Origin of the sequence: Streptomyces sp. NPDC001678 (assembly GCF_042892945.1) — a bacterium.
In the GTDB taxonomy this organism is placed as follows: Bacteria; Actinomycetota; Actinomycetes; order Streptomycetales; family Streptomycetaceae; genus Streptomyces.
The window spans coordinates 548,910-570,853 of sequence record NZ_JBIAUP010000003.1 but is presented as its reverse complement, the minus strand read 5'-3'; the positions used below and the strand labels follow the sequence as shown (position 1 = coordinate 570,853).

The window sequence follows — 21,944 nt, the reverse complement described above, 5'->3', positions numbered from 1 at the left end:
CTCGTGCTGCCGCGTCGTCCTGGCATCGTCCTCGCGTTGTGGCACAGCTCCTTCCCATGACGCATCGGTCTCAGTGGTTTGTCCACAGGCCCTTTGAAATGTACGACCGGTCCCGGAGCTGATCCGTCCGTGCGAGGAGGCCCGTCAAGCAGGAAAAATTCGCAGGTCAGAGGGGATGCGGCGGGGTGGAGCGGTAGTGCAGAATCAAAGGGGATCAGGCCTGTACTCCAATCGGGGACGGCCTGTGCGGAACTACCCCCTTCTTTCTTGACCTGGGCTCAACTATGTTCGTACTCCGTCGGGGTGTCGAGACGCGCCCCGGCAGTCAGGGCGGGGAGTCTCCGGGGGGAGACGTCATAACCGGGGGAACGTATGACCATTCAGAGCTCTCATTGGTCTGCCGCTGTCGCGACGACGGCCGACGGCACGAGTGGCCGTAATACGCCGTTGCGCGTGGATGCTCAGCGCAATCTGGAACATGTCCTGCGGGCGGCTCGCGAGGTCTTCGGCGAGCTGGGGTACGGGGCGCCGATGGAGGACGTGGCGCGCCGGGCCCGGGTGGGAGTGGGGACGGTCTACCGCCGGTTCCCCAGCAAGGACGTGCTGGTCCGGCGGATAGCCGAGGAGGAGACGGCACGGCTCACCGAGCAGGCGCGCACCGCGCTGGGGCAGGAGGACGAGCCGTGGTCGGCGCTGTCCCGGTTCCTGCGCACGTCGGTGGCGTCGGGCGCGGGCCGGCTGCTGCCTCCGCAGGTGCTGCGGGTCGGCGTCGACGTGGAGGCCGAGGAGCTCCGCGAGCGGGTTCCGGCGCGGGTGCCGCAGCAGCGGCAGCCCGTGGGCGCCGGGGGCCAGCTGCACGAGCTGCGGCTCGTCGAGCAGCGGCCGACGGCGGTCCAGGAGCGGGACGACGCGGGTGCGGCGGCCCTGCTGGACGTCGTGGGCCGGCTGGTGGAGCGGGCACGCTCGGCGGGTGAGCTGCGCGCCGATGTGACCGTCGCGGATGTGCTGCTGGTGATAGCGACGGCCGCGCCGTCCCTGCCGGACGCGGCGCAGCAGGCGGCGGCCTCGTCGCGGCTGTTGGACATCCTGCTGGAGGGCCTGCGGTCCCGTCCCGCGCGGTAGCCGTTCGCGGTCGTGTGATGTGACGGTTGTCGGCGCCGGCGCTGGTCGCGGGCGTCGGCGACCGCCCTTCCACCGGTTCTCGTGACCTTCTATCGGTTCTCGTGACCATCGGTATTCCGGCCCGGCCAGGGACCGGACGGGTGGTTGCCGTCGGTGAAGTGATCCTGCCGCGTTCCCGTATGCGAGGCTGCTCGGAGTTCGAGTGTGCCGGCGTGTACGGGGAGCCTGCGCTATGAGTGTTGACGGGCGGGAAGAGCCTCGCGGAAGCGACGGGGCCGGCGATCCTTCGCCGCCGCACAAGGTGCCCGATCAGGGAGGGCCGTCCGCGTCCTTCCCCGATCCGGGTCCCGACTCCCTCTCCGGCGCCCTGGACCTGTGGTTCGGGCCCGTCGGTTCGGGAGTGCCGGCGCCGAGGGACAGTGGCCGGGCGGATGCCGATCCGGGGGTGACAGACCGGGTCTCTTCCGGCATTCCCGTACAGACCGATGCCGCTGGTTGTACCGAGAACGGTGCGCCGGTCGATGATGCGGGTGTGCGGGAAGACCAGGAAGCCACGGATGTGCCACCGTCCGACCTCGAGCTGGTCGCACAGCTGCGCGGTGGGGAGAGCGGCGGGGCTTACGAGGAGCTGTACCGGCGCCATGCCGGCGCGGTCCGCCGGTACGCCCGTAGCTGCTGCCGTGACGACCACACCGCCGAGGACCTGACCAATGAGGTCTTCGCCGCCACGCTCCAGGCGGTGCGGGGCGGCTCCGGGCCGGACACGGCGGTACGGGCGTATCTGCTGACCACGGTGCGGCGGGTCGCGGCGGCCTGGGGGCGGACGACCCGGCGGGAGCATCTCGTCGAGGACTTCGCGGTCTTCGCGACCTCGTCCGCGGTGGCGTCCGTCGCCGCCGAGGACGACACGCTGGGGCTCGGCGCGGATGTGCGGGCCATGCAGGAGGCCGAGGAGTCCCTGGCCGTGCGGGCGTTCCGGAGCCTGCCCGAGCGGTGGCAGACGGTTCTCTGGCACACCACCGTGGAGGAGGAGTCGCCGAGCGAGGTGGCACCGCTCCTCGGGCTGACCGCCAATGCCACGGCGGTGCTGGCGCACCGGGCGCGCGAGGGGCTGCGGCAGGCGTATCTCCAGGCCCATGTGAGTACGTCGCTGACGTCCGGCGGCGAATGCGCGCGCTATGCGGACCGGCTCGGCGCGTACGCGCGCGGCAGTCTGCGGGCCCGGGCCGAGCGGGGGATGCGCCGGCATCTGGAGGGGTGTTCGCGCTGCCGCATGGCGGCGCGGGAGGTCGCGGACGTCAACGCGCAGCTGCGCGGGCTGCTGCCGGTCGCGGTCATCGGCTGGTTCGCCGCCGACTGGTCGCTGAAGGCGGCGGGCGGGATCGCCGCGGGCACTGCGGGAGCGGCCGGGGCGGCGGGAGCCGCGGCCGTGAGCACGGGTGCGGGTGCCGGTGCGGATGTGGGTGCCGGTGCCGGCTCGAGTACGGGCGCTGGTTCGGGTGCCGGTGCCGCGGGAAGCGGGAGCGGAGGTGCCGGCGGCGCGGGCGGTTCGGGCGCTGCGGGGAGCGGGGCCGGGACGGGCGGGTCGGCTTCGGCCGGATCGGGGGCGTCGGGCTCCGGCGCGTCGGGATCGGGGACGGCCGGGTCCGGGGCGGCGGGTTCCGGCGGGTCCGGGGTCGGGGTGCAGGGGCTGGGCCTGGCGGCGAAGGTCGCGCTCGTCGCGGGGACCGTAGCCGCCGCCGGGGCGGTCATCGCGTACACCCTCGCGTCCGGGACGTCCGCGCCGCCGGAGAAGCCGCTGGCCAAGGACGCCGTGGCCCCCGCCCTGCCGAAGCCGCGCGCGCCGAAGGCGACGCCCGGGCTGACCGCCTCCGAGGGTCCGAAGGGCCCGCCCGCGCTGGTGGCGAAGCCCGTGCCCGGCCCGTCGGGCGCGCACGCGAGTCCGGACGCGAGTACGGGCGCGTCGGCTGGGGCCTCGCCCTCGGCGCCCACACCGTCCGCCTCCGCGTCCGCGTCGCGCGCCCCGTCGGCCTCCGCGTCGTCGGCGGCCTCGGCCTCGACGGGGTCCGGGTCCGGGCCCACCGCTCACGCCCCCACGTCCCACCCGTCCTCCCCCACTTCGAAACCCGAGCCGAAGCCCAGGCCCGAACCCACACACAAGCCCGACCCCACGTCCGCCCCCGAGCCGAAGCCCACGCACAAGCCCCGGCCCCCGGCGGTCTTCCAGCTCAACCGGCTGGAGTACAGCGGGCTCGGCGACGGTTCACAGCCCGAGGTGCGGTTCGGCGCGAGCAGTTGGCTGTGGCAGCGGTACGGCGGTGTCCGCATCGGCGGTACGGCGTACCGCCACGGGGTGACCGTCCACGCCGCGTCGTCGGTGACGATCGACCTCAACCGGTCCTGTACGTCCTACGACGCCATGGCGGGTCTGGACGACATGTCGTTCGGTCTGGGCACGGCCGCGTTCTCCGTCTACGCGGACGGTTCCCGGGTGTGGAGTTCGGGCCCGGTGCGGGCCGGGCAGGCGGCGGTGCCGGTCCATGTGCCGCTGACGGGGCGCAAGACGCTGCGCCTCGTCGTACAGCCGGTGTCCGCGTGGGACCGGGTGGCGGTGCCGGACTGGGCGCTGGCCCGGATCAGCTGCGGCTAGATCCCGCGCCCTCCTTCATCGGGTTCATCCCTTCATCGGGCCGGGCACCGTCTTGCACCGTCCTGCGCCGTCCTCACAGGCTGGGCCGGGGCGGCACGCCGCCCGCCACGGCGCGGCGGCGCGGTGCCGCCGGGCCTGTCCAGCAGGTGCCGCGCCGGGCGAGGAGGCGGCGTAACCAGACCTCCGCCGAGACGAGTTCGGCGAGCCCGTCCAGGGGCAGCGGCACGCCGCTCGCCGCCGCGTGGAGGGCGCCCCTTACGACGCCGGCGTCGACGAGGCCCGCGTCGGCGAGGAGCGGTGTGGCGAAGAGGTCCTGGAGCGGGCCCAGGGAGGCCCCGATGCCGGCGCGTCCGGCCGCCGCGTGCGCGGCGTGGGACGGGGCGCCCCAGCCGGGCGGCAGTTCACGGATGCCCGCGCCGGCCAGGACGGAGCGCAGCACGGAGGCGCGCGCCCCCGGCTGCACCCGGAGCGCTTCGGGGAGCGCGCGGCAGGCCCGTACGACCTGGTTGTCGAGGAAGGGGGCGTGCAGGCGCTGGCCGCGCACCTCGGCGGCCTGCTCGAGGACCCGGTGGTCCGCGGCGTGCCGGCTGAGCGCGGCGGCGGCGCGGCGTTCGCCGGGGCGCTGCGTCAGCCCGTTGGCGCGGACCGCCGCGCTCTGGAGACGAACCGATACTTCCGCGAGCGCCTCGCCGGTCAGCCACCGGGCGGCGGGCCCGGTCCGGCACCAGGTGAGGGCGGCCAGCGAGGCGTCCACGGGGCCGCCCGCCGCCCGACCGCCCGGAACCGGGCCGTACGGGTCGTACGCCCTCGGGGCCAGCAGCTCCGCCGCGGCTCCCTCAAGGCCTTCGCGGTAGGACGTGCGGGCGAGCCGCCGAGCCGCCCGGTAGACGGTGAAGGGGACGAACAGCGAGTGCGCCGAGGGGCCGTCGGCGCGGGCCAGCGCCGAGACGGGCTTGAGGAGGTGCCGCCGTCTGCGGTCCATCAGCAGGTCGGCCAGGCGGGCCGGGTGGGCGTCGAGGACCTGCCGGGCGCCGTGTCCGACGAGGTGGTCGGCGCCGCCGGCGGCCAGTCTTCTGCGGTGCCGGGCGGCGGAGGCGATGGCGGGGCCGGGTTCGTCGGTCAGCGGGCCGTCGTACAGCTCGGCGTACGGCAGCGCTTCCGTTCCGGCGGCGACGATGACGTGGCGGAGCCGGGGGTTGGCGGCGATCGCGCGGGCCCGTTCGAGTTCGGATTCGCGGGTGCGGCCGCCGTCCGAGGCGAGGTCGTTGAAGGTGACGGCGAGCAGCCGTTCGCCCGTTCCCGTGCCGAAGCCGAGGGGTGTGCCGGGCAGGCCCGGCAGCCCGGCCGCCAGCAGCGCCAGGGTGCCGGAGGCGCTGCCTCCGGAGAGGTCGGCGCCGACCCCGGGGGCGGGTCCGCGACGGTAGGCGGTGCGCCGGTGGGCCGGTCCCGCGCCGGGGGCGGATCCCGTACCGGGGGCAGGCCCCATGCCGGGGGCGCGCTCGTGACCGTACGCGCCGTCGGACGAGCCGTACGCGCTGGACGAGCCGTACGCGCTGGACGAGCCGTACGCTCCGTTCGAGTCGTACGCGCCACCGCCCGGCGGGTGTCCGTCGCCGTGCTCGCCGTACTCGCCGTACACCAGGGCGTGGCGCGGGGCGGCGAGCCGGGTCCGTACCGCTTCGACCATCGCCTCGCGGACGCCCTCGACGGCCCGCCGCGCGTCGAGTTGGGGCGCGGCGACGGCGAGCGAGGAGGTGGGTTCGTAGCCCGTGATGTCCCGCGCGCCGTCGCGCAGCACCAGCGCGTGGCCGGGCGGGACGCGGCGGACGCCGGTGTAGGGCGTACCGTCGCCGAGGGCTTCCGGGGAGTCGGGGCAGGCGAGGAGCGCGGCGAGGTAGCCGATGTCGAGCTCGGCCTCGACGAGGTCGGCGAGCGGGAGGGCCGCGGTGGCGTAGGCGGTGCCGCCGGACCAGGCGGCGTGGAAGACTGGGCGGGCGCCGGCGAGGTCCCCGGCGACGGTGAGGCGGCGGCCGACGCGGGCGACGGCGGTGTAGCTGCCCGGCCAGGCGGTCAGATGGCGCAGCGCGCCGCCGCGCGCGGCGAGGAGGCCGGAGCGCAGGGCGTCGTCGCTCGCGCCGCAGCGGCCGAGCACGGCGAGTCGGGTGTCGGCGTCGGCGTGGACGACGCGGACCTCGTCGGGGCGCCAGTCGCCGACGGCCCACAGGGGCGCCGGTTCGCCCCACAGGAGGCGGGCGCCCACGGGCTCGACCAGGGGGCCGGGCGAGTCGGGCCGGTCGGGACCGTCGGGGCCGGTCTGTGCTCCGGTTCCGGCAGCGCTGCGGCTCCACCCCACCAACCAGCGCATCGCCGCCTCCACAGGCTGTGGACAACCAACAACAAGCAACAGGACAAGCAAGCAGGACAACCACCAGGACGCGCATGCCGCACATCAGGTAGCAGTCATCATGCACAGCGGGCGACGGTTACGACATCCATGGGGCGCCCGTTGGGCGACAGGTTCCGTGCGAATCCGTGCGACGCCCGCTGCCAACTCACCTGACAACGGAGGGAAATGGCGTTTCGTCACGGTTCGCCCAAGGGGTCACCCCCGCGACCCGCCTGTCCTCGGCCGCGCGGCGCACCCGGATCCGGCCAAATTCGGGGCGTCCCGGTTCGCGGTCCGCTCAGCGGGGACCGGAAAGGGGACGGACACGGCGCGAACGCGCCGGGAACGGACCGGACGGCGTGCGCGCGTACGGCCCGGGAGGCGCGAGCCACCTCCCGGACCGTGCCGCCGCCCGCGGGGAATGAGGCGACGGCCTCCCCCAGCCCACTGGTTCCAGCGCAGCGGGCCAACCCACGCTCCACCATGGAACCGCCGCCCCCGTGGGCGCGGACAGAGCGCACGGCGGGCGCACGGCCACACACAACCGGAGCACGTGCCCCTCGATGCACGCACATACGGGCCAGAATCTCGCCATCCGGGACATCGCCTCTTAACGGTCGGGATGCGGCGAACTACGCTGGGTTTACGAATGCCTCGAGCCTATGCCGGGGCGGGCGCCGTTCGTCGAGGGGTGCGCATGTCCAGGGAGCCACGCGGGCCGAATGAGAAGCTGGGCACTGTCCTCGCCCTCGCCGGCATCAGCAACGCCGGTCTCGCGCGCAGGGTCAACGACCTCGGCGCGCAACGGGGTTTGACACTTCGCTACGACAAGACATCCGTCGCCCGCTGGGTCTCCAAGGGCATGGTGCCGCAGGGCGCGGCGCCGCATCTGATCGCGGCGGCCATAGCGGCCAAGCTCGGCCGGCCGGTGCCGCTGCACGAGATCGGGCTCGCGGACGCCGATCCCGCGCCGGAGGTGGGGCTCTCCTTTCCGCGCGATGTCGGCCAGGCGGTGCGGTCCGCGACGGAGCTCTACCGGCTGGATGTCGCCGGCAGGCGCGGGGGCGGGGGCATCTGGCAGAGCCTGGCCGGTTCCTTCTCCGTCAGCGCGTATTCGACGCCCGCCTCGCGCTGGCTGATAACGCCCGCCGACAGTTCGGTGGCGCGCGAGCCGCAGCAGGCGGCCCGTGAGGCGGCCACGGCCGCCGCCTCGGGAGCCGGCGCGGACTGCGGTTTACCGCAGCGTGTCGGCCACAGCGATGTGACGAAGCTGCGGGAGGCCGCCGACGACGCCCGCCGCTGGGACTCCAAGTACGGCGGCGGCGACTGGCGTTCGTCGATGGTCCCCGAGTGCCTGCGCGTCGACGCGGCGCCGCTGCTGCTGGGCTCGTACAGCGACGACGTGGGGCGCTCGCTCTTCGGCGCGACGGCCGAACTGACCAGGCTGGCGGGCTGGATGGCCTTCGACACGGGCCAGCAGGAGGCCGCCCAGCGCTACTACATCCAGGCGCTGCGGCTGGCCCGGGCGGCGGCGGACGTCCCGCTCGGCGGGTACGTCCTGGCGTCGATGAGCCTCCAGGCCACGTACCGGGGCTTCGCGGACGAGGGCGTCGACCTCGCCCAGGCCGCCCTGGAGCGCAACCGGGGCCTGGCCACCGCCCGCACGATGAGCTTCTTCCGCCTCGTCGAGGCACGCGCCCAGGCGAAGGCGGGGGACGGCCCCGCGTGCGGTACGGCGCTGAAGGCCGCCGAGGGCTGGCTGGAACGGGCGCGTCCGGGCGACCCGGACCCGTCCTGGCTGGACTTCTACACCCAGGAACGGTTCGCCGCCGACGCCGCCGAGTGCTACCGCGATCTGCGGGTGCCACGGCAGGTACAGCGCTTCACGGAGCAGGCCCTGGCCCGGCCGACGGAGGAGTTCGTACGCTCGCACGGCCTGCGCCTGGTGGTCTCGGCGGTCGCGGAGCTGGAGTCGGGGAACCTGGACGCGGCGTGCGCGGCGGGCACGCGGGCGGTGGAGGTCGCGGGACGGATCTCCTCGGCCCGTACGACGGAGTACGTACGGGACCTGCTCCACCGCCTGGAGCCGTACGGGAACGAGCCCCGGGTGGTGGAGCTGCGCGAGCGGGCGAGGCCGCTGCTGGTGGCGCACGGGTGAGGCCGGGCCGCCGCTGCGGCGTCTGAGGCTCCCCTGCCCGGGCCCGCCCGCCGGCCGCGGCTCGAACACCCACGCCCCCATCTGGCGGCCGACTGTCAGTGTCACCCGTCATCATGGTGACGTGGGAGGCGAGGCGCAGAAAGTGCGCGGTGACGGCGGCGGGTACGACTGTGACGTGCTGATCGTCGGCGGCGGGATCGTAGGCCTGTCGACGGCGTACGCGATCACGCGCGCCGCGCCGGGCACGAGCGTCGTGGTCCTGGAGAAGGAGAGCGGCCCCGCTCTCCACCAGACCGGCCGCAACAGCGGAGTGATCCACAGCGGGATCTACTACCGCCCCGGTTCGTACAAGGCCCGCTTCGCCGTGCGAGGGGCGGCGGAGATGGTGCGGTTCTGCGCCGAGCAGGGCCTGCCCCACGAGGTGACGGGCAAGCTGATCGTGGCGACGGACCGCGCCGAGCTGCCCCGGTTGCACGCTTTGGTCCAGCGCGGCCGGGAGAACGGCATTCCCGTGCGGGAGCTGGGCCCCGCGCAGATCGCGGAGTACGAGCCGGCGGTGCGCGGCATCGCCGCGATCCACGTCGGTACGACGGGGGTGTGCGACTTCGGCGCGGTGGCCCGGCGCCTGGCCCGGCTGGCGGAGGAGGCCGGCGCCTCCGTGCGCTACGGGGCGGAGGTACGGGTCGTCGGGCGGCGAGGCCCAGCCGTCGCGGTGCGCACGTCGCTCGGCGAGGTGCTGCGCGCCCGGGCGCTGGTCAACTGCGCCGGGCTGTACAGCGACCGGGTGGCCCGGCTGGCGGGCGACGACCCGGGCATGCGGATCATCCCGTTCCGGGGGGAGTACTTCGAGCTGGCCCCGGGGCGTACGGATCTGGTGCGGGGCCTGGTCTATCCGGTGCCGGACCCGGCGTTCCCCTTCCTGGGCGTCCATCTCACCCGGGGCATCGACGGCCGGGTCCACCTGGGGCCGAACGCGGTGCCCGCGGCGGCCCGCGAGGGCTACGGCCGCTGGACGGTACGACCGGGCGAGCTGGCCGGCACGCTGGGCTATCCGGGCGCGTGGCGGATAGCCCGGCGCCACTGGCGCTACGGGGCGGGCGAGATGCGGCGCTCCCTCTCCCGGCCCGCCTTCGCGGAGGCGGTACGACGGCTGCTGCCGGGGATCACCGTCGAGGACCTCATACCGGCGGCGCCGGGCGTACGGGCGCAGGCGGTGCTGCGGGACGGGACGCTGGTGGACGACTTCCTGTTCGCGGAGTCGCCCCGCATGGTGCACGTGCTGAACGCGCCCTCACCGGCGGCGACGGCGTCGCTGCCGATCGGCCGGGAGGTGGCGCGGCGGGCGCTGGCTCATCTCGGCCAGTAGGGAGGGTCCTGGGGCGAAGCCCCATGCCTTTCCCCGCCGCGACGGCGATCGGCCACGCCGCCGGAGCCCGGCGGTGCCGAACCGGCGGCACCCCCGGCACAGCCGACCGGGCTCAGCGGCCAGTGTGCTCGTAAACCCGCACGTAGTCGACCAGCATCCGGGCCGGGAAGGGCGTGGAGCGGTCGGGCGGGCCGGGCCAGTCGCCGCCCACGGCGAGGTTGAGCAGCAGGTAGTGCGGGTGGTCGAAGACCCACTTCTGTCCGTGCTTGAGCTGTCCGGCGCAGGCGGTCCCATAGGGCTTGCCGTCGAGGTACCAGGTGACCTTCCCGGGCATCCAGTCGACGCGGTACGTATGGAACCCGTCGGCGAGGCTGCCGCCACGGCCCAGGGTGGTGTGGTTCTCGATGCCCTGGGCGACGTAGCCGGGGCCGTGGATGGTGCCGTGGACCGTGTTGGGCTGCCGGCCGAGGGCCTCCATGACGTCGATCTCGCCGTTGCCGGGCCAGGTGACCTTGTCGACGTTGGCGCCGAGCATCCAGAAGGCGGGCCAGAGCCCCTGCCCCTTGGGGATCTTGATTCGGGCCTCGAAGCGGCCGTAGGCGCGGGCGAACTTCCCCTTAGTCGTCAGCCGCCCCGAGGTGATGTCGCAGGGCCCGAAGCCGCACTTCTTCCCGCGTACCTCGCGCACCCGCTCGTGGCGGGCGGTGACGGCGAGGTTGCCGTGGCCGTCGAGGGAGACGTTGCCCGGCCGGTCCGTGTAGTACTGCCACTCGTGATTGCCCCACTGGGGCTCGCCGCCCCGGTCGAAGGACCATTTGGCCCGGTCGGGGCGGTGGCGGGCGGGTCCGCGGAACTCGTCGGACCAAACGAGGCGCCACTCCTCGACAGCGCGGGCGGCGGCCTTGTGGAGCCTCTGGGGCTTCTGGGGCTTGTGGTCGGCCTGCGGGAGCTCGGGGCCCGCGGCGAACCGGGCGTGGACGACATGGACGGCATGGGCAGCGCCCGCATGCCCGAGCTCCGTGACGCGTTCCCGTGCGACATCGCAGCCGCCGATCAGCACCGCGGTGGCGGCCAGCATCGCCACCGCTCCGGGGAACCGGTGGGTGAGGGGGCGCCGTCGCAGTCGCGGTCGCGGTCGCAGTCGCATGAGTGGTCTCCGTCTCACTCATCGTGGCGGGCCGGGCGAGGAAGATCGTATGAGTGGGACGTGCCTCAAACAGGGCCACCACGCGCCTCCGGGGCACCGCCCACCGGATCGGCGGACGGGGATTCGTCCGGTTGCCCTTGAGTCGCACAGGGGTGCGCCCATCCGTGATCGCAACCGGCTTCGCCGGCACCGCCCGTAGACTTGAGGAACTGTGTCCGAGAACCACGCTCCCACCACCGAAGCCACCGACTCCGAGGCCCTTGAGGCCCGCGCGGCGGTACCGGCCCCTGCCGCCCCCGCTCCCGCCCGCACCCGCCGGGAGCCGATGTTCCCCGACGGCCCGGCGCCGGATCCCGCGGGCTCGCACCACGAGCGCCGCATCCGGTCCTTCCAGCCGCGCCGCAGCCGCGTCACGACCGGGCAGGGCGAGGCGCTGCGCCGGCTGTGGCCGAAGTGGGGCCTCGACATCGACGGCCTGAGCAAGCTGGACCTCGGTGAGCTGTTCGGCGACCCGCGGCTGCCGGTCGTCCTGGAGATCGGCTTCGGCATGGGCGAGGCCACGGCCAGGATGGCGGCTGCCGACCCCGGCACCGGCATCCTCGCCTGCGACGTCCACACCCCGGGCCAGGGCAACCTGCTGAACCTGGCCGAGCAGAACGGCCTGACCAACGTCCGCGTGGCCAACGGCGACGCGATCATCCTGCTCCGCGAGATGCTCGTCCCGGACGCCCTCGCAGGCCTGCGCGTGTACTTCCCGGACCCGTGGCCCAAGAAGCGCCACCACAAGCGCCGGCTGATCCAGCCGGAGTTCCTGGCGCTCGCCGCGACGCGGCTCGCGCCGGGTGCCCTGCTGCACTGCGCGACGGACTGGGAGCCGTACGCGGAGCAGATGCTGGAGGTCCTCATGGCCAGCCCGGACTTCGAGAACACCCAGCCCGACGGCGGCTACGCCCCGCGCCCGGACTTCCGTCCGCTGACCCGTTTCGAGGGCCAGGGCCTGGACAAGGGCCACGTGGTCCACGACCTGCTGTTCCGCCGCCGCGCGGCGTAACGCACAGCACATTCCAAGACGCTCCAAGGGGCGGGAAAACCGTCACTGCGCTCTCCGCCCCTTGGTTAGGGTTCGGTGCGTGCATGAGCCACCGCCTCACTCCCAGCAGCAGACGCTCACTCTTCCCCCGGCGTCAGGACACTACGCACCCCGCCGGGCCCTGTGGGACACCCTCTGGGACAACAAGGCGGTGCGGATCGGAGCGGTGTTCCTGCTGCTCGCGCTCTGCGGCCTGATCATCCTGGCGCTGGTTCGCGAGCAGACGGGCACCAAGGGCTTCCTGGTGGGGCTGGGCCTGGCGGTACTGCCCGTGCCGCTGCTCATAGCCGCGTTCCGCTGGATGGACCGCGTCGAGCCCAAGCCCTGGAAGAGCCTGATATTCGCCTTCGCGTGGGGCGCGTGCGCGGCCACGCTGGTGGCCATCCTCGCGAACGGCTACGCGACGAAGTGGCTGCTGACGACGGTCGCGGGCGCGCAGCGCGAGGACGCGGCGGGCTGGGGCGCGACGTTCGTGGCCCCGGTGGTCGAGGAAAGCGCGAAGGCAGCGGCGATCCTCCTCCTCTACCTCTTCAGGAGGCGGGACTTCAACGGCATAGTCGACGGCGTCGTGGTCGCCGGAATCACCGCCACGGGCTTCGCCTTCACCGAGAACATCCTCTACCTCGGCAACGCCTTCGCCAACGACCAGAGCTTCGGCTACGAGGGCCTGCGGTCGACGACGGCCGCCACGTTCTTCGTCCGGGTGCTGATGTCGCCCTTCGCGCACCCGCTCTTCACGTCGATGACGGGCCTGGGCTTCGGCCTGGCGGCAACGCTGCCGTCCCGCCGCCGAGCCCTCCGCTGGCTGATCCCCATAGTCGCCCTCCTGACCGCCATGCTCCTGCACGGCCTGTGGAACGGCTCGGCCACCCTGCCGGGCGCGGGCTTCCTGGCCGTCTACGCCCTCTTCATGGTGCCGGTCTTCGCCCTCCTGACATGGCTGACCATCTGGTCCCGCCAGAACGAACTCCGCACGATCCAGACCCACCTCCCCGCCTACCAGACCGCCGGCTGGCTCACCCCACCCGAGCCCCACGCCCTCTCCTCCATGCGAGCACGAGGCATAGCCCGAGACCTCGCCCGCCGCACAGGCGGCCCGGCAGCGTCCCGCGTGGTGGCGGAGTACATCTCCTACGCGACGTCGTTGGCCTTCCTCCGCCACCGAGCCCTCCGCGGCACCCCGGACCCCGCTTTCGGGGCAAGGGAGGCGGAACTGCTGCACCACTTGTGGCAGCGCCGGGATGTCGCCCAGCCGGCACTGGCGGGGGCGGTGGCGGGGGTGGCGCAGCCTTTCGGGGCACCCGGGGCCCCGATACCGGCCCACCCGTGGGGGGCACCCCCGGTGCCGGGCGCGGTGCAGGGGTGGGGCGCCCCTACGGCCCCGGCTCCCACGGCAAGCCCGAGCCCGGCGTGGGGACAGACACCGGGGCAGCACCGCTGAGACGGGCGGGCAAGCAGCCGGCCCCCCTGCGCGACAGCGCAAACCTCCACTCTGGAGCCGGGCAAACGAAGGTTTGCGCTGAAGGGGATCAAGGTGTCAGGCGTTCGCCGCCGCCAGGTCGTCAAAACTGATCTGGGGCTGCCGAACGACCGGGCTCTTCGGGATGATCGCCCGGGCAGGAGTCGGAATCGCTTCCCCATCGCCGCCAGGACGAAGGACAGCCGCAATGGACCTGCCCACGGCTTCGGCGACCGGCGGCGGGAAGGCGTTGCCCACCTGGCGATAGCGAGCAGTCTTTCCGCCGGTGAACTTCCACTCCCGGGGGAAACCCTGGATTATCGCCGCCTGCTCCACAGTGAGCATCGGGCCGTTTTCCCGGAAAAGCTCCCTCTCAGGAACGCAACTCTCAAGGTCATTGGCAACTCCCATGGCATCGACACCGAGCGCTGCCCAGGCCCTCTTTGCACGGCTGGGGCCCAGGTCGGCGCCTCCGTGCTTCTTGGATCCGCCTACCAGCGTGGGGGCCTCGCCACCACGGCTCCTGGCTTTCTCCAACCACTTATCGAAGACGGCCTGTCCCCTGGCTCCGTGCGGCCTGCACCGCTCCCGCATCGTCTCCTCGAGAGCCTCTGCGACGCTGACGACTGCCCCACCGCTGCCCACTGGCCACTCGAACTTCGCCTCCCCCGCATACCTCTTGTCGATCACCACAAGAATGGCCCGGGGACGAAGCTGGGGAACTCCGTGGTCCCGGGCCTCAATCAGCTGCCAGCCACAGGACTCATAGCCGTATCCCTCAAGTTCGGACACGATCATTTCGCGGTAAGCAGCGAACTTCTGCTCAAGGATCCCCCGGACGTTCTCGATCATGACCGCCTTGGGTCGGAGCTGCTCCACCAGCTCGAGCATCCTGGGGAAGAGGTCCCGCTCGTCGTCCTCGCCGAGCTGTTTGCCGGCCACCGAAAACGGCGGGCAGGGCACACCGCCGGAAAGAAGATCCAGATCCCCCGGCCCCAGCCCGAACTTCTCCAGCTGCGGGTGCACGAAGGGGTCGACGTCCTTCACATCACCTTCGATGACCTCGCATCCGCTCCATTCGGGATGCCCCACCACGTTCTTCCGCAGGGTCGCGCAGGCATGCTTGTCGATTTCCAGGAGAGCCAAGTGCCGGAAACCAGCCGCGTGCAGGCCGAGTGCCTGCCCACCGGCACCGGCACAGATCTCTATCGAGGACAGCAGGTCATCTCTGAAGCGCATCGGCCCCCCTGGGTGCGACTTGGAACAGTCGCACCAGTGTGGCACCAGGGAGTGACAATGAGGTCAGATGTTCGAACACGTCAGGATGGGCATCCTCTCCGCACCACCCCGGGACAGGGCCCGACGGCGGCAGAATGGAAACGTGCCCGCCCTGCCTTCCTCACCCGGCGTTTCCGCCCGCATGAGCCGCCAGGCCAGCCGTGACACGACTCCCGAGCTGGCGGTGCGGCGCCTGCTCTTCCATGAGGGACACCGCTACCGGCTCCATCGCCCCGTCCCGGGCATGCCTCGGCGATCCATCGACATCGCATTCCCAGGTGCACGGATCGCCGTCTTCCTCGACGGCTGTTTCTGGCACGGGTGCCCACAGCACGCCACCAGCCCCAAGGCCAATGCCGATTGGTGGCGCCAGAAGCTGGACCGCAACATGGCCCGCGACAAGGAGACCACCGAACAGCTCATCGAAGCGGGCTGGACGGTGCTGCGGTTCTGGGAGCACGAGGATCCGTCGGCCGTAGCCGCCGACATCGCCGCAGCCGTAAACGCAGCACGGGCCTCCAGGCGCTGATCTCCACCGATATCAGCCCTGAGCGCATTCCTGATTGCACGGATCCTGCCTCACCGCCGGATCCGTGCACTACGGTTTAGATTGATCGTACAAGTACCGTCACGGTGAGTGACTCACGACGACCACCTGGATCCAAGGCTGAACATGACCGACTGGAAGTTCGACGTCCCCATCACCGGGAGCAAACGTCTGCCCCCGGACCCCCGTTACGTGGAAGCGCTGAGCAGCCAGGGGTACGGCTTCGAAGTGGCCATAGCCGACCTGGTCGACAACTCCATCGACGCAGGTGCCAAGGATGTCGTCATCCACTTCCTCCGGGACGGCGACCAGTTGGTCTCGCTCCTGGTGGTCGACGACGGCCACGGGATGGACGAGGAGGCACTGGACGTCGCGATGACCGTCGGCGGCCGTCGCAGCTACGCATCCGGCGCTCTCGGCATGTTCGGCACAGGCCTGAAGTCGGCCTCGCTCTCGCACGCTGACGCAGTCACCGTCGTCAGCACCACCAAACGCACGCGAACGGTGGGCCGACGATGGCTGACGGAGCATGCCCGAGCGGGCTTCCAGTGCGACATCGTCGATCACGCCTATGCGCAGAGCCTCATAGACCGGTACGACAACAATCGCCCCATCCAATGGCAGGGCACCGTGGTCCGTTGGGACGGGGTAAAGGACTTCCCGAAGCACGGTGGCAGCGGCCAGACCGACCGCTATCTCCAGCGAACCATCAACAAGCTGGGGCTCCACCTCGGTCTGTATCTGCACCGGTTCCTGGCCCGCGAGGACTTCAACATCACGATCGCTGTCGAGGACGTCCGTACACGCACTGTCTACCTGGATTTCGGCGTCGAACCGCTCGACCCGTTCGGCTACCCGGTGACGGGCAACCCGAACTACCCACGCCAGTTCACCACCAGCATGCCCGGCCCCACGGCAGACCTCACGTTCGAGGCCCACGTGTGGCCGCCCAAGTCCAACCTCGACGAGTATCGAGCGGTGGGCACCGTACTCGATCGCCAAGGCTTCTACTTCTACCGCAACAACCGTCTCGTGCAGGCCGGTGGGTGGAACAACTTCCGCCAGCCCGAGCAGCATCTCTCACTTGCGCGGGTCGCCATGGATCTTCCCTCGCTGCCCAACGACGTGTTCCGCCTCACCGTGAAGAAGTCGGGAGTCGACACCTCCCCCGAGTTCATCGAGGGACTCGAGAAGGCCACAGACGCAGAGGGACGCCTTTTCACCCAGTACCTCGCGGATGCGGACACCGCCTACCGGGAGGCACGTAAGCGGTCCGGTACCGCGCGAAAGCCTGTGATCGGCCCGGGGCGCGGTGTCGCCCCCGAGGTCCGGGTGACGATCGAGGAGGAACTGCCTCTGCTTCCTCTCGAGGAACCGATCTCGATCGTGTGGCAGAAGCTGGAGACGGACCTCTTCTTCCAACTCGACAGGGACAACCGCTCCGTTGTCCTCAATCAGCACTACCGCCGGGCCATCCTGGGCGGGCGGAACGGCAGCCTCAACGACGCCCCGATGCTCAAGTCCCTGATGTACCTGTTGCTGCACCGAGTCTTCGAGAAGGAGTACAGCGGCTCCCGCGAGAAGGACAATCTGCAGCTTTGGCAATCGATCCTGGTATCGGCCGCCCGGAGCGAACTCGACCGGGTGGCCGACCATGACGGCTGACATACGGGCGAACTGGTCCGAGATCGAGGAATACCTGGCCTCGGGGCGTGGCATCTCCATCCCGTTGGCCGGCCCGCAGTCGCCCAGGGTCGACTACGTGGTGACCGATGACCGCGACATAGCGCTCCACCTCCAGTTGGGCCCGAGGCAGCGGCTTCCCAAGTCCCCGCATCCACTCATTCGCGTGGAGGAGATCGCCCTTGAAGGTCTCCGCATGGCCCGACTGCGTACGACGCAGCGAACGCTGTTGCGCGATTTCCACGACCTTCTGTGCGGTGTCGCCGATCGGGTGACAGTCGGGGGTCGCACGCCCGAGCAGGCCTTCGGCGAAACGGTACGCGCATGGCGCGCTCTGCTCGAGAGGCCCCGGGATCTGACCACAGAGAGGCGCATCGCTCTGATGGGCGAGCTGGCGGTCCTGGGCAGCCTGGCGAGGGTCCATGGCTGGGGCAATGCGGTCGAATCGTGGAAAGGCCCGTTCGGTGAGGAGCACGACTTCGGCACCGACAAGTACGACGTGGAAGTGAAGACGACCGCCTCCGAGGAGCGCCTGCACACCGTCCACGGATTCGACCAGCTGACGCCCGCCCCGGGACGCCCTCTGTGGATCGTCTCCATACAGGTCACCCGGGGCGGTACGGAAGGGCGGACTCTCACCGAGTGTGTCAGAGCCGTACATGCCCGGGTCTCCAACAATGCGCCGGCCGCTCTCGATCGTCTCGACATGCTCCTGGACCGGCTCGCTCTGCCGCGTGGCCAGGACGACGAGCGATGGAGGATGCGCAGTACTCCCCTCGTCCTCATGGCCGACGACCGGTTTCCCTCCTTGGACCGCTCGGCACTGGGAAACCTTCCTCAGGACGTCGCCGCCCGGATCAAAGACATCGACTACCGCATCGATCTCACCGGCTTGCAGCCCTCACCCGATCCACCGGCAGCTCTGCGCGATCGGTTCGCGCTCGCCCAGTGACCGGCCGGTACCCCTTCACCCCGTCACATTTTCGAGGAATGGACTGATGACGCCCATCGAGAACGGCGCCCAGGCGCTCCTGGAACTGCACCGGACCGCCCTGGCCGCCATGCGGGCCGGGCGCCCCATGCCGCTGTCACCCAGCGTCGCCTTCTATGCCGGGGCACAGGGCGTCGTCGTGGACACGTCGGAGGCCGCGTTCCGGGACGCCCTCACCCGTGACGGAGAGGAAACGGGCGCCCTCCTGCGCCTGTGGCGCAAGCACCTGACCGACTGGGACTACGCGGCCGACGCCACCACCGAAGCCTGGTGCGCCGGCACCGCGGCCCGCACCGACGAACGCCGCACGGTTGTCTTCGGCCTCCTCGGCCTGGAGCTCGCGACCAGCAAGCTGCTGGAGGCCGAGATCCCTGTCAACAAGCACACGGGCCCTGTCGTCATCAGCCAGGAGTACACCCCTTGGCGCGGGATCGGTGCTCCGCGGGGTGTCGACTGGTACTGGCCCGCGTACGAGCGCTACCTGCGGGAGGCCAAAGGGTGGTCGGACGGGACTGTGGCGGACCTGGGCGAGGCCGCCGAGCGCGTCGTGGAACGGCTGGCCGACCCTACATCCGTCGAGGCGTACCAGTCGAAGGGCCTCGTCGTCGGTTACGTCCAGTCGGGCAAGACCGCCAATTTCACCGGTGTCATAGCCAAAGCCGTCGACGCCGGCTACCGACTGGTCATCGTGCTCGGTGGAACGCTGAACCTTCTGCGCGGTCAGACCCAGCGACGGCTCGACATGGAGCTTGTCGGCCGGGACAACATCCTGCGCGGAACGGTGGAGACCGAGTCCGACTACGCGGACGACCGCGACTGGTTGCGCGGCCGGTTCATCGACCACTCCGGGCTGCCCTCGGAGCGCGGCGGCTTCGACATCGAGCGTCTGACCACGCGGGAGAACGACTACAAGTCCCTCGCTCAGGGCATCCGCGCCCTCGAGATCGAGAAGCGGGAGAAGTCGCTCCCTCTGTACAACCCCCGCAACCTGGACCACGCTGCGGCACGCCTGATGGTCGTTAAGAAGAACAAGACGGTGCTGGCCAAGCTCGTAAAGGACCTGAAGAAGATCAGCGGACTGCTCGGCGAGATCCCCACACTGATCATCGACGACGAGTCCGACGAAGCATCGGTCAACACCGTCAACCCCCGTCGCAGCGGCAACGCAGAACGCACTGCGATCAACGAAAAACTCTCGGAACTGCTGAGCCTGCTCCCTCGCGCCCAGTACGTCGGCTACACCGCGACGCCGTTCGCCAATGTGTTCATCGATCCCAGCGACACCGCGGACATCTTCCCCAAGGACTTTCTGATCTCCCTGTCGCGCCCGAAGGGATACATGGGCGTCCAGGATTTCCACGACCTCGACCCGCAGGTCCCGGAGGACGAGCGCACCGTAGCCAATTCCAATGAGCTGGCATACATCCGCTCCATCGACGCCTCCGAGGAGGAGGACGACGGTCTCTCGCTCAGGCGGGCCATGGACATGTTCGTCCTCACCGCTGCGGTCAAAATCTTCCGGGAGACCGAAGATCCACTTGTCCCTCCGGAGACGTACCGGCACCACACCATGCTGGTGCACGAGTCCCGGCTCACCGCGGACCACCGGGAGCTCAAGGGCCGCATCCTCAAGCTATGGGACGAGTCCGGCTACACGAGCGCGGCCGGCCACGCCCGCCTGCGTGAGCTCTTCGAGTCCGACCTGCTCCCCGTCTCCCGTGAGCGAGCCGACGGCTACGCCGTCCCTGAATCGTTCGAGAAGCTCGCCCCTTACCTCGGTGCCGCGACGGCCCGCATCGGCGGCGATCTCAACCCCGTCATCGTCGTCAACGGCGACAAGGACATCGAGAGCGGCGAGGCCGACTTCGAGCGCCGCTCCATCTGGAAGATCCTGCTGGGCGGGCAGAAGCTGTCCCGCGGCTTCACCGTGGAAGGCCTGACCGTCTCGTACTACCGCCGCCGCGCCGGCAACGCATCCACCATGATGCAGATGGGCCGCTGGTTCGGCTTCCGCGAGGGCTATCGCGACCTGGTGCGTCTCTGGATCGGCAGGAACGAGACGGCAGGCAGCAAGGAGCTCGACCTCTACGAAGGGTTCGAGGCCATCTGCCGGGACGAGGAGTCCTTCCGGGCCCAGCTCGCCCAGTACTCGGTCCTGGTCGACGGCCGCCCCCAGGTCACCCCTGCACAGGTTCCGCCACTGGTCTCCCAGCACCTCCCCTGGCTCAAGCCGACCAGCCCGAACAAGATGTACAACGCCCGGCTGGTCGAGGTCAGGTCCCCGGGGGAATGGCAGGAGCCGACGGCCTACCCGACACAGCCGGCGGCACTGCGACACAACGTCGGTCTCTGGACCCCGGTCCTGGAACAACTGCACACTGTCCCGACCGCCTTCACCTACGAGTTCGACGACGTTGCGAGGCGCCACCGTGTGGATGCCCTCGTCGGCACCGTGCCCGCGGATGGGATGCTCAGCGTTCTGTCCGCCCTGAAGTGGCACTCCGGCGAGCAGTTCGCACCCCACTTGGCCTACCTGGAGGAGATCACCAAGCACTCCGGGCAGATCGACGACTGGCTCGTCGTCGCCCCGCAGCACACCACCCGGCGGCAGCAGATCGTCCTCGGCGACTCCGCCCGGTCCTTCTCGTGGTTCGGCGTGGAACGGCGACGCGACCCCCTGTTCGGCGCGATCAGCAATCCGCGGCACCGCGCCGCGCTGCTCCGGATCGCCGGCGCGCTGCCCTCCTGCGGAGATGACGCCACCGAGCAGTACGTGGCGGAGCGGCGAGGAGCGATTGCGCTGTATCCGATCGTGGAGAAGCGGAACACCGATGCGATCACTCCGGACGGACGCATCGACCCCGGCAAAGTGGTGATGGCCTTCGCCTTTGTCGCCCCTTCGGCGGCGCGCGGCCGGAGCAATCAGGTGGTCCGGTTCACCACGATCGACGCGTCCCGAGAGAACGAAGCGATCATCTCGCAGTGACCCGAGCGCCTTCCTCGCCTGTTCCACCCGAGCCTTCCAGGAGATCCACCGTGCCGACGCCTCGCCTCACGTCTCTCGAGATCTGCGCCGGCGCCGGAGGACAGGCTCTCGGGCTGGAACAGGCAGGATTCGCTCCCCTGGCTCTGATCGACAACGACCAGGATTCGTGTGAGACCCTCCGCGCCAACAAAGGTGGTGAGTGGAACGTCCTGGAGACCGACCTGCTCACTTTCGACCCCGCGGAGCACCCCTACCTCTACGACGTGGACCTCATGGCGGCCGGTCCGCCTCGGGTGAGGTCGCTGAAGGGCGGAAGGAAGCTTCCACAGGACCTCAAAGCGCGCGAGGTCCTGAAGGCGACGATCTACCTGGTCCACGCGGTGCGGCCTCGAGCTCTCCTGATAGAGAACATCGCGGATCTGGTCGAGTCCGAGCACCTCACCGATCTTCGCGCCTTTGTCCATGACGAGCTGGAGCACCTGGGCTACGAGCTGCATCGAGCTGTCCTCGACGCGGCGGACTTCGGCGTCCCGCAGGAGCGGAAGCAGGGCTTCTTCGTAGCACTGCGGAAGGGCCACGCGGGCCGGTTCCAGTGGCCCGCGCCCGTGGTGGATCGAACCCCCACCGTGGGTGACACGCTCAAGGCCTCCATGGCCGAACGGGGCTGGCCGCACGCGTCGGGCTGGGCAGCACGGGCGGCCAGACCTGCACCGACAATCGTCGGTGGATCGAAGAACCGGGGCGGACCCGACCTCGGGCAGAGCGGCAGCAAGGCTGCGTGGGAGAAGCTGGGGGTCAACGGCAATTCGTTGGGGGACACGGCACCCCCGCATGACTTCCCCTGGCCGCCGGAGACCGAGGACCGGAAGCTGCTCCCCAAGCTCACCATCCCGCAGGTCGCCGCCCTGCAGGCGTTTCCACCGGGCTGGGAACTGAAGGGGAACAAGACCTCGCGGTACTGTCAGATCGGTCACGCGTCACCGCCGCCGGTCGCCGAGGCAGTGGGGCGGGCGATAGCCGATGCGCTCGGCCACGAACGGGATGGGGAGGCATGAGCCACGAGCCGGGCGGCGCGAAGGGT

14 protein-coding genes are annotated in these 21,944 nt (G+C 70.9%); 11 read left to right on the top strand and 3 right to left on the bottom strand.

The window, feature by feature from the left end; all coding sequences use genetic code 11:
- Positions 1-372 precede the first annotated feature (372 nt).
- On the top strand, positions 373-1,122 hold the full coding sequence (locus tag ACFYZR_RS09390; protein ID WP_391907282.1) for a TetR/AcrR family transcriptional regulator: 750 nt from the start codon (positions 373-375) through the stop codon (positions 1,120-1,122).
- Positions 1,123-1,354: 232 nt separating this feature from the next.
- Complete coding sequence (locus tag ACFYZR_RS09385) at positions 1,355-3,772, top strand: sigma-70 family RNA polymerase sigma factor (RefSeq protein ID WP_391907280.1); 2,418 nt, start codon at positions 1,355-1,357, stop codon at positions 3,770-3,772.
- 73 nt (positions 3,773-3,845) lie between these two features.
- On the opposite strand, the gene ACFYZR_RS09380 is transcribed toward ACFYZR_RS09385, so the two are convergent.
- The gene (locus ACFYZR_RS09380; protein ID WP_391907277.1) at positions 3,846-6,137 is read right to left on the bottom strand and encodes an asparagine synthase-related protein; all 2,292 of its coding nucleotides are present in this window, start codon (positions 6,135-6,137) and stop codon (positions 3,846-3,848) included.
- Between the two features lie 718 nt (positions 6,138-6,855).
- On the opposite strand from ACFYZR_RS09380, the gene ACFYZR_RS09375 reads away from it, so the two are divergent.
- Positions 6,856-8,316, top strand: coding sequence for an MFS transporter (locus tag ACFYZR_RS09375; protein WP_391907275.1), 1,461 nt, complete (start codon positions 6,856-6,858; stop codon positions 8,314-8,316).
- 121 nt (positions 8,317-8,437) lie between these two features.
- The gene (lhgO, locus tag ACFYZR_RS09370; RefSeq protein WP_391907273.1) at positions 8,438-9,682 is read left to right on the top strand and encodes an L-2-hydroxyglutarate oxidase; all 1,245 of its coding nucleotides are present in this window, start codon (positions 8,438-8,440) and stop codon (positions 9,680-9,682) included.
- 112 nt (positions 9,683-9,794) lie between these two features.
- On the opposite strand, the gene ACFYZR_RS09365 is transcribed toward lhgO, so the two are convergent.
- On the bottom strand, positions 9,795-10,829 hold the full coding sequence (locus ACFYZR_RS09365; RefSeq protein ID WP_391907270.1) for a family 16 glycosylhydrolase: 1,035 nt from the start codon (positions 10,827-10,829) through the stop codon (positions 9,795-9,797).
- A gap of 211 nt (positions 10,830-11,040) precedes the next feature.
- Between ACFYZR_RS09365 and trmB the strand changes: the two genes are divergently transcribed.
- Both trmB and ACFYZR_RS09355 read left to right on the top strand, forming a co-directional pair.
- Positions 11,041-11,880 carry a tRNA (guanosine(46)-N7)-methyltransferase TrmB gene (gene trmB, locus ACFYZR_RS09360; protein ID WP_391907267.1) on the top strand — a complete coding sequence of 280 codons (840 nt, stop codon included), beginning with the start codon at positions 11,041-11,043 and terminating at the stop codon, positions 11,878-11,880.
- A gap of 79 nt (positions 11,881-11,959) precedes the next feature.
- Entirely contained in the window at positions 11,960-13,360 is a 1,401-nt protein-coding gene (locus tag ACFYZR_RS09355; protein WP_391907264.1) for a PrsW family glutamic-type intramembrane protease, read from the top strand.
- Positions 13,361-13,456: 96 nt separating this feature from the next.
- Here the strand turns inward: ACFYZR_RS09355 and ACFYZR_RS09350 are convergent, their stop codons facing one another.
- Positions 13,457-14,617, bottom strand: a complete 1,161-nt coding sequence (locus tag ACFYZR_RS09350; RefSeq protein ID WP_391907261.1) for a DNA cytosine methyltransferase — start codon at positions 14,615-14,617, stop codon at positions 13,457-13,459.
- Positions 14,618-14,798: 181 nt separating this feature from the next.
- Between ACFYZR_RS09350 and ACFYZR_RS09345 the strand changes: the two genes are divergently transcribed.
- From ACFYZR_RS09345 to ACFYZR_RS09325, 5 genes are all read left to right on the top strand, one after another.
- A complete protein-coding gene (locus ACFYZR_RS09345) occupies positions 14,799-15,185 on the top strand; it encodes a very short patch repair endonuclease (protein WP_391907350.1) in 387 nt (128 codons plus the stop codon).
- A gap of 144 nt (positions 15,186-15,329) precedes the next feature.
- Positions 15,330-16,868, top strand: a complete 1,539-nt coding sequence (locus ACFYZR_RS09340) for an ATP-binding protein (RefSeq protein ID WP_391907348.1) — start codon at positions 15,330-15,332, stop codon at positions 16,866-16,868.
- Complete coding sequence (locus ACFYZR_RS09335; protein WP_391907259.1) at positions 16,858-17,838, top strand: PD-(D/E)XK motif protein; 981 nt, start codon at positions 16,858-16,860, stop codon at positions 17,836-17,838. The genes ACFYZR_RS09340 and ACFYZR_RS09335 overlap by 11 nt, the downstream gene beginning before the upstream one ends.
- A 46-nt stretch (positions 17,839-17,884) precedes the next feature.
- On the top strand, positions 17,885-20,863 hold the full coding sequence (locus ACFYZR_RS09330) for a Z1 domain-containing protein (RefSeq protein WP_391907256.1): 2,979 nt from the start codon (positions 17,885-17,887) through the stop codon (positions 20,861-20,863).
- A gap of 50 nt (positions 20,864-20,913) precedes the next feature.
- A complete protein-coding gene (locus ACFYZR_RS09325; RefSeq protein ID WP_391907254.1) occupies positions 20,914-21,918 on the top strand; it encodes a DNA cytosine methyltransferase in 1,005 nt (334 codons plus the stop codon).
- Positions 21,919-21,944: the final 26 nt, after the last annotated feature.

Excerpts from the sequence above, each read along its gene's own strand:
- ACFYZR_RS09375 (WP_391907275.1), top strand. The coding sequence starts at position 6,856 with ATGTCCAGGGAGCCACGCGGGCCGAATGAGAAGCTGGGCACTGTCCTC.
- ACFYZR_RS09380 (WP_391907277.1), bottom strand. The coding sequence starts at position 6,137 with ATGCGCTGGTTGGTGGGGTGGAGCCGCAGCGCTGCCGGAACCGGAGCA.
- ACFYZR_RS09390 (WP_391907282.1), top strand. The coding sequence starts at position 373 with ATGACCATTCAGAGCTCTCATTGGTCTGCCGCTGTCGCGACGACGGCC.
- ACFYZR_RS09345 (WP_391907350.1), top strand. The coding sequence starts at position 14,799 with ATGAGCCGCCAGGCCAGCCGTGACACGACTCCCGAGCTGGCGGTGCGG.
- ACFYZR_RS09335 (WP_391907259.1), top strand. The coding sequence starts at position 16,858 with ATGACGGCTGACATACGGGCGAACTGGTCCGAGATCGAGGAATACCTG.
- ACFYZR_RS09330 (WP_391907256.1), top strand. The coding sequence starts at position 17,885 with ATGACGCCCATCGAGAACGGCGCCCAGGCGCTCCTGGAACTGCACCGG.
- ACFYZR_RS09350 (WP_391907261.1), bottom strand. The coding sequence starts at position 14,617 with ATGCGCTTCAGAGATGACCTGCTGTCCTCGATAGAGATCTGTGCCGGT.
- ACFYZR_RS09385 (WP_391907280.1), top strand. The coding sequence starts at position 1,355 with ATGAGTGTTGACGGGCGGGAAGAGCCTCGCGGAAGCGACGGGGCCGGC.
- ACFYZR_RS09365 (WP_391907270.1), bottom strand. The coding sequence starts at position 10,829 with ATGCGACTGCGACCGCGACCGCGACTGCGACGGCGCCCCCTCACCCAC.
- ACFYZR_RS09340 (WP_391907348.1), top strand. The coding sequence starts at position 15,330 with ATGACCGACTGGAAGTTCGACGTCCCCATCACCGGGAGCAAACGTCTG.